This is a genomic window from Acidovorax sp. LjRoot74, assembly GCF_964254355.1.
Classification (GTDB): Bacteria; Pseudomonadota; Gammaproteobacteria; order Burkholderiales; family Burkholderiaceae_C; genus Acidovorax.
Map to the genome: position 1 here is coordinate 2,901,916 of NZ_CAXUTI020000001.1, position 14,693 is coordinate 2,916,608.

Genomic DNA, 14,693 nt, shown 5'->3' on the forward strand with positions numbered 1-14,693 from the left:
CCAGCCGCTCCCATCAACTGCCCAGGCAACGCCAGCAGAACTGCGCCAAAAACACGAAGAGACCCCGATGAAAAGCCTCTCGACACCCCGTACTCCATCCCGGATCGCGCCCTGGTGCCTGGCGCTGCCTTGCGTTGCAGGCGCCCTGTACGCCCATGCCGAAGCGCCCATGCGCACCGACGACGCTGGCACGATGGCCCAGGGCACGCTGAAACTCGAAGGCACCCTGGGCCGCGATGCCAAGACCCGCAGCACCGAGCTGCTGTTTGGCATGGGGCTGCTGCCCACCTTGGAGATGGAGGTGTCGCTGGCCCACGGCCGCGACAAGGGCCAAAGCCCGGCCAGCACCTTGCAGGGCCGGGGCTGGGGGGTGAAGTGGGTGCCTGTGCAGAGCGACCTGGGCTGGTCGCTGGGTGCCCGGCTGGACCTGGGCCACACCCGGGTGCGTGACGACGCCACTCCAGCGCATTTTTCAGAGCGGGCCTACACCCTCACCGGCCTGGCCACCTACCGGTTTGCCAACGACCAGGCGCTGCACGCCAATGCGGGCCAGCACGCCGTCCGTGTGCAGGGCGTGCGCCACCGCGCCGCCACCTGGGCGGTGGGCCACGAGCTGCCGCTCAGCGGCGCGCTGCGCCTGACCTCCGAGGTGTATGGCGAACAAAGGGCGCGCCCCGACAAGGCCCTGGGCCTGCGCTATGAGATCGCCGAAGGGCTCAAGGCGTCGGTGGCGGTGGGCCGTGGCAATGGGCGCAGCTTCAGCCAGGCGGGCCTGGCCTGGGAGTTTTGACCCACGCGTGGCGCGCCGCCGCCACGGCACAATCGGCGGCCTATGCCCGCTGCTGGCCACAACCCCGCCCACCCCACGCCCGCTGAACCGCCCCGGTCGGACCGCCAGGCCCTGATGGCCGCCTGGGCCCACGCGCTGCGCCACCGCGCAGATGCGGCCACGCTGCAGGCGCTGGCCCCGCTGACCGACGCCGAGGCGGCGCGTGTGATGGCGCTGTTGCGAGACGGGGCAGCGCAGGCCACGCCCGCCGGGCCCACCCCATCGGACTCCGGCCCGGTGGCGGGCCACTTCCGCCCCCGCATCACGCTCATGACCCTGGGCCGGGGCGAGGGCCTTTTGGGCATGGCGCCCCAGGGCAAGCTGGGCCCGCGCGGTGACAGCGTGACCCTGGCGCAGATCGACTGGGCTTACCGCACCGACAGCTGCGCGCAGTGGGAAACCGCCGCGCCCACCTCGGTGCTGAACGCGCGCCCCGCGCCCGTGCAAGACCTGTACGACACCGGCGGCCCCGTGCTGCGCATGCAGCGCAACCTGGCAGCTGAGGCCGATGCCATGGACCGCGTGTGGGACCTGGGCCTGACCCCCGTGGACCCCAAAAGCCTGCAGTGGCGCCACCGAGCCGCCGCAGCCACGCTAGGGCCGGTGTGGACGCTGGCGCAGGAGGCGCACTTCGGCGACTTCTGGGCCGACGTGGTGCCGCAGCTGCGCGCTGAGGGCTGGAGCGTGGTGGTGCACCCGGGCTTTGCGCATGAAAGCGTGCCCGTGCAGCGCTGGAAGCTCGTCATCGCCCCCGACACTGGCGAGCTGCTGGCCAAAGAGGTGGATGGCCCGCTGGGCGCGCGCCAGCGCCCCGTGCAAAAGCTGCACCTGCCCGAGCGCGAAGGCGCCTGGCTGCTGAGCCTGGGCATCGAGATCGACGGCGTGGTGCTGGACCTGGCCCCCATGCTGGCCGACCTGCTGCGCCGCGACGTGCGCTGGCTCAACGCGCGGCAGATGGCGGCCATCGACGACATCGCGGTCATTTCGCTGCGCGCACCGGGCGGGCGGCGCATCGACGCACCGGCCGGGCCGCTCAAGGCCATCGTGGGCGCCATGGTGGATCTGCTCACCGACCCCACCCGCAAGCAACTCAAGGACGGTGACCCGCTGCGCCTGGGCGCCTGGGAGGCCCGCCGCATCGAGGCCCTGCGCGCCGGGCTGGTGCAAGCCCACCGCGTGGGCACCGTCAGCGGCTGGAACAACGACTGGCAGTTGCAGGGCGATGCCGGCCTGGCCCAGCTGGCCCAGCGGCTGCGCCGCATCGGCGAGCCGCAGCCCGTGGCGGCACCGCAGGGCCTGCAGGTGCAGCTGCGCCCCTACCAGCTCGAAGGCCTGGCCTGGTTGCAGTACCTGCGCGCCCAGGGCCTGGGCGGCATCCTGGCCGACGACATGGGCCTGGGCAAAACCGCGCAGGCGCTGGCCCATGTGCTGGTAGAAAAGGAGGCCGGCCGCCTCACCCGCCCTGCCCTGGTGGTGCTGCCCACCTCGCTGCTCTTCAACTGGCAGGCCGAGGCCGCGCGCATGGCGCCGGGCCTGCGGGTGCTGGCCCTGCATGGCGCCAGCCGGGGCCAGCGCTACCTGCAGATCGCCGACCATGACCTGGTGCTGACCACCTACCCCCTGCTCTGGCGCGATGTGGACGCGCTGGCCGTGCAGCCCTTCCACCTGCTGATCCTCGACGAAGCCCAGATGGTGAAAAACGCGGGCAGCCGCAGCGCCCGCGCCCTGCGCAAGCTGCAGGCGCCGCACCTGCTGTGCCTGACGGGCACGCCGCTGGAGAACCACCTGGGCGAGCTGTGGGCGCAGTTCGACTTCTTGATGCCCGGCTTTCTGGGCGACGTGCGCAGCTTCAACGCCCGCTGGCGCAAGCCCATCGAAGAAAACGGCGAAACCCTGCGCGCCCAGCTGCTGTCGCAGCGCGTGCGCCCCTTCATCCTGCGCAGGCGCAAGCAGGACGTGGCCACCGAACTGCCACCGCGCACCGAGGTCATCCAGCGCGTTCAGCTGCAGGGCAAGCAGCGCGAGCTGTACGAGGCCGTGCGCACCACGGCAGACAAACAGGTGCGCCGCGTGCTGGAGCGGCAGAGTTTTGACGGCGCGCAGATCACCATCCTGGACGCGCTGCTCAAGCTCCGCCAGGTGTGCTGCGACCCCCACCTCGTCAAGGGCGCCAAGGTGCACCCCGGCACCGAACGCGCCAAGCTCGACCTGCTGGCCGACATGCTGCCCGCGCTGGTCGATGAAGGCCGCCGCGTGCTGGTGTTCTCGCAGTTCACCGAAATGCTGATGCTCGCGGCCGAGCGGCTGGATGCTCTCGCCCTGCCCTACCTCACCCTCACCGGCCAGACGCCGCCGGGCCAGCGCGGCGACGTGGTCAAGCGTTTTCAGGCGCAGGACGCGACCAGTGCGCCCATCCTGCTCGTCAGCCTCAAGGCGGGCGGCACGGGCCTGAACCTCACGGCCGCCGACACAGTGATCCACCTCGACCCCTGGTGGAACCCCGCCGTTGAAGAACAGGCCACGGCCCGCGCCCACCGCATCGGGCAGGACCAGCCGGTGTTTGTCTACAAGCTGGTGGTGGAAGGCAGCATTGAGGAGCGCATGCTGGAGCTGCAGGCGCGCAAGGCCGCCCTGGCCAGCGGCGTGCTGGGCCACGACGCAGCGGGCGCGGTCAAGTTCAGCGAGGCCGACCTCACGGCCCTGCTCGCGCCCCTGGCCGAGCCCGCCGACAACCCGCTGGCCATTCCGGGGGAGGATGCAAAACGTTGGGGTGGCACCGGCCTGCGCCGCCCGCGCCCGATGCAGCCACCAGAATATGAGTAAAAATGGCATCTACCGCCTGATAGGCGTGCCTTTATAGCTATCAAAATAATAGTATTTGATGGGCAAGCAGGGGCAACAGCTTGTGCACCTGCGGCCGGTGCAGAATTCAAAAGCAAGCTTCGGAGTGCGCCCGACGCGCCCCGTTTCTACAGTGAAGGCATCGCAACGCAATCTGCCCACCTGCCTGTGAACGGCAGGTTCTTTTCGGAGCCTTCACCATGCACGCCGCTACCTCCACACCTTTGTCACCACCGGCTGTTTCCATGCCCACCCGCCCGGCAACCCGTTCCGCGCAGACCGCGCAGCAAGCTGCCCTCACCCAGGCCGACCCACGCTGGGCGGCGGTGCTGGCGCGCAGTGCGGCGGCAGACGGCAGCTTCTGGTATTCGGTGGTATCCACGGGCGTGTACTGCCGCCCCAGCTGCGCCGCACGCACGCCCCGACCCGAAAACGTGCGCTTCCATGCCAGCTGTGCTGATGCTGAAGCAGCGGGCTTTCGCCCCTGCCAGCGCTGCAAGCCCCTGCAGCCCTCGGCGCTGGCGCACCACGCAGGGCTGGTCACGCAGGCCTGCCGCATTCTGGAGGCCGAAGGCGCCACCCCGCTGGGCACACTGGCCGCCCGCGTGGGGCTGAGCAGCTCGCACCTGCACCGCATCTTCAAGCAGGCCACGGGCCTCACGCCCAAGGCCTACGCCGCCGCGCAGCGGGAGCAGCGCGTGCGCAGCGCGCTGGGGCAAGCCTCCGATTCGGTGACCGATGCCATCTACGAAGCGGGCTACCAGTCCAGCAGCCGCTTCTATGAAAAGTCCGCCCAGGTGCTGGGCATGACGCCCACACGCTACCGCGCTGGCGGGGCGGCGCAGCGCATCCGCTTTGCGGTGGGCCAATGTTCCCTGGGCGCGATCCTGGTGGCGCACAGCGGCCAGGGCCTGTGCGCAATCTTGCTTGGCGACGACCCCGACGCCCTGGTGCGTGACCTGCAGGACCGGTTTGCCCAGGCCCAGCTGGTGGGGGGCGATGCAGACTACGAAGCGCTGGTAGCCCAGGTGGTGGCCTTTGTCGAGGCGCCCGGCCTGGGGCTGGCGCTACCGCTGGACGTGCAGGGCACGGCTTTCCAGCAGCGGGTGTGGCAGGCACTGCGCAGCATCCCGCCCGGGCAGACCGCGAGTTATGCCGAAATTGCAGCGCGCATCGGTGCCCCCGCCGCCACCCGCGCCGTGGCCCAGGCCTGCGGCGCCAACGCGCTGGCCGTGGCCATCCCCTGCCACCGGGTGGTGTGCAGCGACGGTGCGCTGTCGGGCTACCGCTGGGGGGTGGAGCGCAAGCGCGCGCTGCTGCAGCGCGAGGCCGATGCGGCGCATACCGCGCACACGGCACACACGGCACAAAAACAGGAGAAGGTCGCATGAGCGCCCTGCCCCACAGCACGCCACAGGCCAGCAGCCCCTGGCCCGCCCGCGTGGCCGCGCTCGACTGGGCCCAGGCCACCGACGACCTGCACACCCAGGGCCATGCGGTGCTGCCCCAATTGCTGGGCGCCGAGGAATGCGCGGCGCTCGCAGCGCTTTACCGCCACCCCGGCCCGCCCCTGTTCCGCAGCCGCGTGGTCATGCAGCGCCACGGCTTTGGGCTGGGCGAATACCAATACTTCAGCTACCCGCTGCCAGACCTGGTGGCCGGGCTGCGCGACGCGCTCTACCCGCACCTGCAGCCCATCGCCAACCACTGGAATGCCGCCATGGGCATCGAGGTGCGCTACCCCGCGCGCCATGCCGACTTCATCGCCCGCTGCCATGCGGCCGGGCAGCTGCGCCCCACGCCACTGCTGCTGCAGTACGCCCCGGGCGACTACAACTGCCTGCACCAGGATCTGTATGGCGAGCATGTGTTTCCGCTGCAGGTGGCGATCCTGCTGTCGGAGCCCGGCAGCGACTTCACAGGCGGCGAGTTCGTGCTGACCGAGCAGCGCCCACGCATGCAGTCGCGGGCCGAGGTGGTGCCGCTCTCTCGCGGCGACGCGGTGGCGTTTGCCGTGCACCACCGCCCGGTGCAAGGCACACGCGGCACTTACCGCGTGAACCTGCGCCATGGTGTGAGCCGCCTGCGGTCGGGCCAGCGACACACGGTGGGCATCATTTTTCATGATGCTGAATAGGCAGCGATGACCCTCGGCCTGTTTGACGACCTGCCCACCGCGCCCCAGCCCCCCGAGTGGCTGGAGCCGGGCGCCGTGGTGCTGCGCGGCTTGGCCCTGCCGCAGGCGGCCGAGCTGCTGCAGGCCGTGGATGCCGTCACGGCCCAGGCGCCCTTCCGGCACCTCATCACCCCCGGCGGGCAGCGCATGTCGGTGGCCATGACCAACAGTGGCGCGCTGGGCTGGATCAGCGACCGCAGCGGCTACCGCTATGGCCCCACCGATCCGACCACCGGCTTGCCCTGGCCGCCCATGCCGGCAGTGTTTCGCCAACTCGCCCGTGACGCGGCCGATGCAGCTGGCTACCCCGGTTTTTCGCCCGACGCCTGTCTCATCAACCGCTACGAGCCCGGCACGCGGCTGTCGCTGCACCAGGATCGCGACGAAGGCAACTACGACCATCCCATCGTGTCGGTGTCCCTCGGCATCCCGGCCATCTTTCTGTGGGGCGGCGCGCAGCGCGCCGACAAGGCCCGGCGTGTGGGCCTGTGGCATGGCGACGTGGTGGTGTGGGGCGGCCCGGCGCGGCTGCGGTTTCACGGCGTGCTCCCACTGGCCGACGCAAGCCATGCGATGACGGGCGGGTTGCGCATCAACCTCACATTTCGCAAGGCATCGGGCTGAGCGCCCTTCCCGGCCGGGACTAGCGAATGGGGTATCCCGTGGCGCTGCCGATGGCCGCGAGCATCCGGTCGGCGTCCTTGCGCCCCTGCAGGTCCTGGGCCACGGTGATCTTCTTGCCGCTGCGCAGCTCGGCCTCGATGCGGTAATAGACGTCGCGGCGGCTGTTGCTTTCGACCGTGTAGCTCTCCACCACCCGCAGGCGGGCGATTTCGGGGCCGGGCACCTGGTGCCACTGCAGCATCAGGCCCAGCAGGCGCCGTTCGGTGCGCAGGCCGTCGTGGTCAATCTGCACCCGCAGGCTGTTGGCCAGCGCATAAAACGCGGCCACCAGCACCGCTCCGCCCACGCCGCCAAACCCCAGGCGAAACAGCCAGGGCGCGATGTCGGACTGGGCCTCCTGCTCCCAGGGCACCAGCGCGCCCACGGCCAGAAACAGCACCCCCACCATGCCCAGCCCCAGCTTGAGTCCCCACCACCGCCCGGCCGGGAAATGCATCTGCACCCCGCCGGGGATTTTTTCGAGCTTGCCGGGCGTGCCCGCTGCGGCGGTGTTGCGCGCCCGCTGCCCCATCGGCTTGCCCCCGCGCAGCACAAACACCAGCAGGCCCACGCCCACGCCGCCAAACAACACCACAAACACCATCTTGAAGGCCAGCAGCCCGGCCCGCAGGCTGCGGTCGATCACCGCGTCGGCCGGTTGCGAGGGGTTGACCCAGACCTGCACAGGCTGCCCGGCGCGCAGCGCCTGCTCCAGCCGCTCGCCCAGCGCCTCCTGAAAGTCGCCCACGTTGTCGCCGCCGCCGCTGATGGCCACCCGGTCGCCCTCGTACACCTGGCCCGCCACCTCGTAGCGGTAGCGCGCCGTGACGGTGTACGAGGTGGACTTGCTGCTGCGGCTGCTGTTCAGGCTCGCGGCCAGCAGCGTGGCGTTGACCGGCTGCCAGAACTGCATGCGCGACCAGTCGTACAGCGTGGGCAACACGCTCAGCAGCAGCATGCCCACGCCCACAGCGGCAAAAGGCAGTGCAAACAAGCCCATCACCCATGCGCCCGGCTGCTTCTTGGCTGGCTTTTCCATCGATATCTCCCGCACCGCACTGCGGCGGCTGGGGTAATTTTGCGGGCAAAGCCGGTCTTCTGGCCAGATCGTGCCAGGGCTTGTCACCGCTCGATCACGTCGTTGTTGTTGCCATTGCGGGTGACGCGCGACTTGAAGCCGACGGGCACATACACGGTGTTGCCACTGCCATCCAGCTCGATGCGCTCCACCGTGGCGGTTTTGAGCACAAAAATGCGGTTGTTCATGCCCGCCACGATCAGCCGCGCCACGGTGTTGCCCGCAGCCACCGTCACATCGTTGCGCGCGCCCGTCACCTCCAGGTCGTAGATGCCGGTCTTGTCGATGGTCTTGTCCATGCTGACGCCGTCCACGGTGACCACGTGCCCATCGTCCGACGTGCCGCCGCAGGCTGATAGCACAGACATGAACAGGGCGCACACCAGGTTGCGCGGCGAAAACAGGGAGATGGCGTTTTGCAGATTCATACGGAAGCCCCACAGCAGGGGGTGAAAGAAACAGAGAAGCCCGCAGTCTGCAAAGACCTGCATGAAGCCCCCATGAAGCCGCCGCTGCGCCGGGCGCCGCAGATGAAGCTTTGATGAACACGCGCTGCGCCCGCCCCCATTGGGCGGCACAGCCCACTCCTAGAATCGCCGCCACCGCCTTGTTCCTTACCCCTCACACCCCATCGCATGGCCAGCATCCTTCTTGTGGAAGACGACCTCCCCCTGGGCAACTCGCTGCAGCGCGTGCTCACCGTGGCGGGCCACCATGTGGTGTGGCTGCGCACCAGCGCCGACGCACGCCGGTTTCTGCAAGAGCAGCCCTTTGCCCTGGTGCTGCTCGACATCGGCCTGCCGGACGAAACCGGGCTTGATTTGCTCGCCTGGCTGCGCGCCCAGGGCCAAGCCACGCCGGTGATGCTGCTCACCGCCCGCGACAGCGTGGGCGAACGTGTGCAGGGGCTGGACGCCGGGGCCGACGACTACCTGGGCAAGCCGTTTGCCATTGAAGAACTTCTGTCGCGCGTGCGGGCCCTGCTGCGGCGCCACAGCGGGCAGACCAGCAGCGTGTGGCAGATCGGCCCGCTCAGCATCCACACCGCGCGGCGCAGGGTGCAGGTGCATGGGCAGGACGTACACCTCTCGGCCCGCGAATACGACATCCTGCGCGCCCTGGCCGAAGACCCGGGCCGTGTGCTCACCCGCGCGCAGATCGAGGCCAGCTCCAGCCCCGCCGACACGCTGGACAGCAACGCCACCGACGTGCATGTCTACAAGCTGCGGCGCAAGCTGGGCAACCACCTCATCAGCACCGTGCGCGGCGTGGGCTATGTGCTGGAGGCCCCGGCTGCAACTGCGGCCATGGACCCGGCGCCATGAGTGCTGCCGCGATACACGCCGCGCACGCGGCCACGGCCCCCGGCGCGCCCCGCCCACCCTCGCTGATTCGCCGCCTGATCGCCTGGCAGGCGCTCGCGCTGGTTGTGGCCTGGCTGGCCCTGGCCTCGGTGATGACCTGGGTGGCGCTGGAGCGCAGCCCCGAAGACATTGACACGCGGCTGCGCGAAACCGCCCGCATCCTGGCCGAGGCCGCCGCGGGCCCCGAGGCCACCCTGCCCGCCCGCATGCAGGCTGCGCAGGGCGCCCTGCTGCGAATCACCGGCCGCGACCTGCTCGGCATCGCAGGCCTGACCCACACCCGCGTGCTGAACACGCAGGGCCAGGTGCTGTACCGCAGCAGCGATGACGTGCCTTGGCCGGATGCCAAACCGGCCCCACCCCCACCTCCACCCGGCAGCCCGCCCTGGCACCTGCACACCCAGGCCGCGAGCGACGGCAGCGTGGTGGTGCAGGTGGCCGAGCCCGGCGCGCTGCAGCTGGGCGCGCTGCTGCCCGTGCTGTGGCTGGTGCTCAAAAGCCAGCTGGGCGTGTTCCTGTGGCATGGGCTGGTGGTGTGGGTCACGGTGCGCAGCGGGCTCGCACCGCTGCGGCAGCTGGCCCAGCGCATCTCGCGCCGCCGCGCGGGTGACCTGGCCCCCGTGCAGGTGGACCGGCTCTATGCAGAAACCGCCCCCGTGATCCACGAACTCAATGCCCTGCTCGCCCACGAGGCCCAGCGGCTGGAGGCCGAAAGGCGCTTTCTGGCCGATGCCGCCCACGAGCTGCGCACGCCCCTGGCCGCCATCAACGCCCAGGCCCACCAACTGCTCACCGAGCCCGACCCCGCCGCGCGGGCCGACGCTGCCCATGCGCTGCAGCAGGGCATCACCCGCGCATCGCACCTGCTCACCCAGCTGCTGACCCTGGCGCGCGCCGACGCAGCCGCCCAGCCCGCCGCCCCAACCATCGCGCAAGACGCGCTGGACCTGGCTGGCCTGCTGCGCAACCGCGTGGCCCTGCTCGTGCCCCTGGCGCGGGCGCGGCGCATCGAACTGGCCCTGAACGCCCCCGACCACCTCAGCGCCCGGCTGGACCGCGAAGGCCTGTGCTCCGTCATCGACAACCTGGTGGACAACGCCATCCGCTACGGAGTGGCTGGTGGCAGCGTGGAGGTGACCCTGGGCACGGATGACACAAGCACTGGCGGCCCTATCGTGCTGCAGGTGCAGGACAACGGCCGGGGCATCGCCCCCGAACACCGCGCCCGGGTGTGGGAGCGCTTCTACCGCATCCCCGGCACCAGCGAGGCGGGCACCGGCCTGGGCCTGGCCATCGCGCAGCGCGTGGTGCAGCGCATGGGCGGCACCCTGGGCTTTGCCGACGGGCTGGACGGGCGCGGCGTGGGCCTGCGCTGCGTGTTGCCGCGCGAGCCGCTGGCCGGGCCCGGGGTGCTGCCTGGGACTGCATCAACGGAAAAATTTGAATAAAAACAGGCTCTACCGCGCGATAGACAAGCCAAAGAAGCTATCAAAAGAGAAGCAAATCCACCCCCGCATCGCTAGCGCAACCGCAGAGGCACGCCCACCCTTTGCCAGAATGGCGCCATGACCGCCACCACCGCCTCCCCACAACGCCCGCCGCGCTACTGGCTCATGAAGTCCGAGCCCGAGGAATGCTCCATCGACGACGCCCTGGCCGCCCCCAAAGCGACCGTGCCCTGGACAGGCGTGCGCAACTACCAGGCGCGCAACTTCATGCGCGACGAGATGCAGGTGGGCGACGGCGTGCTGTTCTACCACTCCAGCTGCCCCGAACCCGGCATTGCCGGCATCGCCCGCGTGGCCAGCAGCACCCGGCCCGACCCCACACAGTTCGACCCCGACTCGCCCTACCACGACCCCAAATCCCCACCCGACAAGCCCCGCTGGCTGCTGCTGGACGTGCAGGCCCTACGCAAAACCCGCCTGATCTCCTTGGCGGAGCTGCGTGAGCACCCCGACCTGGCCCCCATGTGCGTGCTGCAGCGCGGCAACCGGCTGTCGATCACGCCGGTGGAGGCGGCGGAGTGGGAGGCGATCACGGGGAGGCTGCTGGGTGCATCCTAGATACGGGGCAATCCAATCAGGACAGGGTGGCGAATAAGTGGTGCCGCGACTCAATTCAACCAGCCGCCATGAAACTGTGAGGCCGTTGAATTTACGTGCAAATCGACAATCAACACTCGGAGTGATGCCGTATGCCATTGAGGTCGATCCTGCAGCACCACTTCACATGAGCGGCCCAGCCGGTCGACCGATTCTTTTCAACAACTCCACTTGCGACCAAGACGTCGCTGCACCCTTTCGTGTCGGTGTCGTCCATGCACAGAGAAACGTCCATTCCCTCCGTCAGAGAGACAACGTTGCCATGAATGTCAGCCCTCGTGTCTTCTTTAGCCAGCAACACGAGGTCCGCCTCCAACATTTCGTTGAAATCAACTAAAAATACAGGTTTGACCATAGTTACATCTTAGAAGCCACGTTGCGCCGGAGGCACAGGATTCGGGCGAGTCGGAGAGAAAAGCCTTTCAAGTTGATGCTCTGTCAAACCATCAACAGTTGCATGATTTGGGTTCCCAGGGTGGCCGTCCGCCGTCACCCTACCACCTGCGCGTCGAATGTCGCCAGCAGTTGTAACGCCTACTTGGTTGTTCTTGAAGGGCTTCGCGAGGTCGTCAACGGAAGCGCCTGCTCGGCTCTGCGTAGAGACTCCGTTCAATGTTCCGTCGCCAGCCCGAGTAACACCAGATCCATTTAGAAAGTTATCGGCTTTACATGCTCCACCGCGACAAACCAAGGCCGAATCAGGCAATCCCTTGACTGCGACATTCCCCACTCGATAAGCCGCAATACCCGCAGCAGCCCCACCAGGCATCAGTGGCACAGCGGCTGCCACCCCATCCAGCGCCATGCCTACGCCATCCACCGCCGCTCCGCTCCAGTTGCCCGCGCGGACGTTGCTCACCAGGCTGTGGAAACCTATGGACAGGTTGAACGCATCCCAGACCGTCTCGGCAATTTTGCCGTCCGGGTCCACATACTTGTAGGGATTGTTGTTGCCGTAGGCATAGCGGTTCAGGCTGTGCGGGTTCTCGGGTGAAAACTCCTTGGGGTCCATCCCCATGAACCGCCCCACCACCGGGCTGTAGTACCGCGCCCCCATGTACGACAAGCCGGTATTGGGGTCCAGCTGTTTGCCCGCGTACCACAGCTTGTTGTTGGCACCCGCCGCAGGCGCCTGCAGCCGGTGCCCATAAGGCAGGTAGCTTTCCTTCCAGACCACAGCGCCATTGGCATCTGTCGCCACCGCCGGGCTGCCCAGTACGTCGTTGTGAAAAAACGTGATGCTTGTTGTCTGTGCCCTGGCTTGGGGGAGCAGCACACCCAGGGCCAGCAGCAGGGCCAGCAGCGCGGCAAGGCGCACCCACACGGCGTGGAGCCTGGCGGTCTTTGTTGTCATCGTCATCGTCGTAGTCATTGCGCGGACTCCTTCTGGGCGATGCGCTTGCCGTTCAGGTAGATGTACTGGACTAGCTTGCCGGGCGAGCCCGGGGTGTATTCGGCCAGCAGGTTGCCGTGCACGCTGTGAAACTCATGGGTCTTGATGTTCCCCTGGCTCACCCTGGTGCGCTTTTGGTCTCCGTCGTAGGTGTACTGGATGCTGGCGGCGGGCGTGGCGCAGTTCACACACTTGAGGCTGGGAACGCCGTCGTAGGTGTAGGTGCGCCCGCCTCCGCTGGCGATGTTGCCGAGACCATCATATGAACAGGTTATCCGTCGAATTGTTGATAAACGACAGTATTCAAAACTGTACTTTCAGAGTGCGGAATTTAAGGTTGAAAAAAAATCAAAAAACTCAACATCAAAATCAAATGAGCCCGACAAAGACAAATGCTTGCTATAAGTCGTCTTCTCTGACGCACTATCAAGAACCTCCAAATAAACATCTCCACTACTCCATGCAGTAATTCTTCCCATAGCACTGCTGCTACTAACATCCATTATTGCCCCAGTATTTGAAGATACTTCACAGGGAACAACTGAAGCACTATAGCCATGCTGAATAAGCACTAAGCATTTTTCATTACCCCAATCCAAGAATTGATTTAGCATTGCCGACTCGATGTTAACTAATTATCAACGATCAACGATAGTCGCTCCTAAAAATCGTCCATCCCTGCCATGGAGATAAAATTTACCCGCCGCCCTAGGGGAAATGTAACCGTAACCAATAACAACATCAGACAGATTGCAGGCGACCAAGCTTGCAATGACTTGTTCTAGTCCGTAGATAGGCTTGCCAGTTCGTTGAGAATTTTCCAGGCGGGCTTTCAGCGTCGGCAAAAGCTCCTGCACCTCTTCATTTGTCGGCGCTCCATCAACCGGTCGAACCTGCGGATCCTGAAGCAGATTGGAGGCTTTTTCACCGCAAGTCTGCGCGAGTTGTGCATTGACTTGCGACAGCAATCGATTCTTGTCAACGTTCATTTGATACCTCGCCAAACGCACCAGCACTGATTCAGGCTCCATCGACATAGCAATTGCCAACCGCTCTATCAATGACAAAACTTCGGTCGAGGGAATTTTCCTCTCCTCCGCATAGATGTCAGCCGTAGTCTCAAGCGCTAAGCCATACTCACCAACATCAATAAATGCTTGAACTTCTGCACGCTCTGCGTCCGATAAATCACCTTCAGAGGCATTCAGCAGGTTGGATAGCAGTGATTCGACAAGATCAAAATTGGACATCATTAATTTTTAGCGTGGGTTGCGTGGCACGTTGGTTGGGTAGCCGGTAACGATCCGACCGTTTGGTTCGACGATCACCTGGATGTCTACCCCGTCACGCGTACCGTTTACAACAGTGCGGCCATTGCGCCCCGGCGATGTAGTTGAACTTGGATCTGTCGCTACATCCGAGATTTCTCCTGCAATTTTCTCGCGCGACCAACCGCTAGGAAATTCGCTCTTACCTGGTTTACCGGTGCCCGGCGCATGACCTCCTCCAGTTGCATCCCCATCCAGAACGTGAGTTTCGCCTTTGGGGTCCAGGAGACTTGGTTTGGGCGCCTCGCCTTTCTTTGGTTCGGCTTTTGTTCCATCCCCAGACCCCGCCGACTCAGAATACAAAGCATTACCAATTGCGCGCGAGAGACGCTCTATCGATTGGCGCATCTCTTGTTGCTTACTCGGCGGCGCAAGCGCGTAGTAGGCCCCTCCAATTGCCAAAATTCCGATGCCGGCCACCGCCGCTACCGGAGTCCGACCATCCGGGTCAACGTATTTGTACGGGTTGTTATTCGCATACGCATACCGATTGAAGCTGTGCGGGTCTTCTGGAACGATTCCCTTGGGGTCCATCCCCATGAACCGCCCCACCACCGGGCTGTAGTACCGCGCCCCCATGTACGACAGGCCGGTATTGGGGTCCAGCTGTTTGCCCGCGTACCACAGCTTGTTGTTGGCACCCGCCGCAGGGGCCTGCAGCCGGTGCCCATAAGGCAGGTAGCTTTCCTTCCAGACCACAGCGCCATTGGCATCTGTTGCCACCGCAGGGCTGCCCAGTACGTCGTTGTGAAAAAACGTGATGCTTGTTGTCTGCGCCCTGGCTTGAGGGGCCAGCACACCCAAAACCAGCAGCAGGGCCAGCAGCGCGGCAAGGTGCACCCACAGGGCGTGGAGCCTGGCGGTCTTTGTCATCGCCATCGTCGTAGTCGTCATTGCGCGGACTCCTTCTGGGCGA

Annotated in this window: 15 protein-coding genes; 8 read left to right on the plus strand and 7 right to left on the minus strand. The window is 66.3% G+C overall.

From position 1 onward, the window contains the following. Positions 1–67 precede the first annotated feature (67 nt). The 5 genes from ACSQ3O_RS13635 (at position 68) to alkB (ending at position 6,470) form a co-directional block, all read left to right on the plus strand. Positions 68–790, plus strand: a complete 723-nt coding sequence (locus ACSQ3O_RS13635; RefSeq protein ID WP_436139271.1) for a hypothetical protein — start codon at positions 68–70, stop codon at positions 788–790. A 42-nt stretch (positions 791–832) separates the two neighbouring features. Beyond that, positions 833–3,652: a DEAD/DEAH box helicase gene (locus tag ACSQ3O_RS13640; RefSeq protein WP_436139272.1), complete on the plus strand. Its 2,820-nt coding sequence runs from the start codon at positions 833–835 to the stop codon at positions 3,650–3,652. A 263-nt stretch (positions 3,653–3,915) separates the two neighbouring features. Next, a complete protein-coding gene (gene ada, locus ACSQ3O_RS13645) occupies positions 3,916–5,061 on the plus strand; it encodes a bifunctional DNA-binding transcriptional regulator/O6-methylguanine-DNA methyltransferase Ada (RefSeq protein ID WP_436141126.1) in 1,146 nt (381 codons plus the stop codon). Then, positions 5,058–5,807, plus strand: coding sequence for a 2OG-Fe(II) oxygenase (locus ACSQ3O_RS13650; RefSeq protein WP_436139273.1), 750 nt, complete (start codon positions 5,058–5,060; stop codon positions 5,805–5,807). Before ada ends, ACSQ3O_RS13650 begins: the two co-directional genes overlap by 4 nt. Before the next feature lie 6 nt (positions 5,808–5,813). Further along, on the plus strand, positions 5,814–6,470 hold the full coding sequence (alkB, locus tag ACSQ3O_RS13655) for a DNA oxidative demethylase AlkB (RefSeq protein WP_436139274.1): 657 nt from the start codon (positions 5,814–5,816) through the stop codon (positions 6,468–6,470). Between the two features lie 19 nt (positions 6,471–6,489). Here the strand turns inward: alkB and ACSQ3O_RS13660 are convergent, their stop codons facing one another. Further along, the gene (locus tag ACSQ3O_RS13660; protein WP_436139275.1) at positions 6,490–7,548 is read right to left on the minus strand and encodes a DUF3592 domain-containing protein; all 1,059 of its coding nucleotides are present in this window, start codon (positions 7,546–7,548) and stop codon (positions 6,490–6,492) included. Positions 7,549–7,631: 83 nt separating this feature from the next. Further along, positions 7,632–8,015: a hypothetical protein gene (locus ACSQ3O_RS13665; RefSeq protein WP_436139276.1), complete on the minus strand. Its 384-nt coding sequence runs from the start codon at positions 8,013–8,015 to the stop codon at positions 7,632–7,634. 207 nt (positions 8,016–8,222) lie between these two features. Between ACSQ3O_RS13665 and ACSQ3O_RS13670 the strand changes: the two genes are divergently transcribed. The 3 genes from ACSQ3O_RS13670 to ACSQ3O_RS13680 all read left to right on the plus strand — a co-directional run bounded on the left by ACSQ3O_RS13670 (position 8,223) and on the right by ACSQ3O_RS13680 (position 11,017). Further along, positions 8,223–8,912 carry a response regulator transcription factor gene (locus ACSQ3O_RS13670; protein ID WP_436139277.1) on the plus strand — a complete coding sequence of 230 codons (690 nt, stop codon included), beginning with the start codon at positions 8,223–8,225 and terminating at the stop codon, positions 8,910–8,912. Then, the gene (locus tag ACSQ3O_RS13675; RefSeq protein WP_436139278.1) at positions 8,909–10,399 is read left to right on the plus strand and encodes an ATP-binding protein; all 1,491 of its coding nucleotides are present in this window, start codon (positions 8,909–8,911) and stop codon (positions 10,397–10,399) included. The genes ACSQ3O_RS13670 and ACSQ3O_RS13675 overlap by 4 nt, the downstream gene beginning before the upstream one ends. Before the next feature lie 117 nt (positions 10,400–10,516). Then, positions 10,517–11,017: an EVE domain-containing protein gene (locus ACSQ3O_RS13680; RefSeq protein WP_436139279.1), complete on the plus strand. Its 501-nt coding sequence runs from the start codon at positions 10,517–10,519 to the stop codon at positions 11,015–11,017. Between the two features lie 403 nt (positions 11,018–11,420). Here ACSQ3O_RS13680 and ACSQ3O_RS13685 read toward each other — a convergent pair whose 3' ends face one another. The 5 genes from ACSQ3O_RS13685 to ACSQ3O_RS13705 all read right to left on the minus strand — a co-directional run bounded on the left by ACSQ3O_RS13685 (position 11,421) and on the right by ACSQ3O_RS13705 (position 14,671). After that, the gene (locus tag ACSQ3O_RS13685; protein WP_436139280.1) at positions 11,421–12,428 is read right to left on the minus strand and encodes an RHS repeat-associated core domain-containing protein; all 1,008 of its coding nucleotides are present in this window, start codon (positions 12,426–12,428) and stop codon (positions 11,421–11,423) included. Beyond that, on the minus strand, positions 12,425–12,637 hold the full coding sequence (locus tag ACSQ3O_RS13690; protein WP_436139281.1) for a sugar-binding protein: 213 nt from the start codon (positions 12,635–12,637) through the stop codon (positions 12,425–12,427). Before ACSQ3O_RS13690 ends, ACSQ3O_RS13685 begins: the two co-directional genes overlap by 4 nt. 129 nt (positions 12,638–12,766) lie before the next feature. Next, the gene (locus ACSQ3O_RS13695; RefSeq protein WP_436139282.1) at positions 12,767–13,063 is read right to left on the minus strand and encodes an immunity protein TriTu family protein; all 297 of its coding nucleotides are present in this window, start codon (positions 13,061–13,063) and stop codon (positions 12,767–12,769) included. Between the two features lie 24 nt (positions 13,064–13,087). Further along, positions 13,088–13,699 (minus strand): MafI family immunity protein, encoded by a 612-nt coding sequence (locus tag ACSQ3O_RS13700; protein WP_436139283.1) that lies wholly within the window; start codon positions 13,697–13,699, stop codon positions 13,088–13,090. A 9-nt stretch (positions 13,700–13,708) separates the two neighbouring features. Continuing rightward, positions 13,709–14,671: an RHS repeat-associated core domain-containing protein gene (locus tag ACSQ3O_RS13705; protein WP_436139284.1), complete on the minus strand. Its 963-nt coding sequence runs from the start codon at positions 14,669–14,671 to the stop codon at positions 13,709–13,711. Between the last annotated feature and the right edge of the window lie 22 nt (positions 14,672–14,693).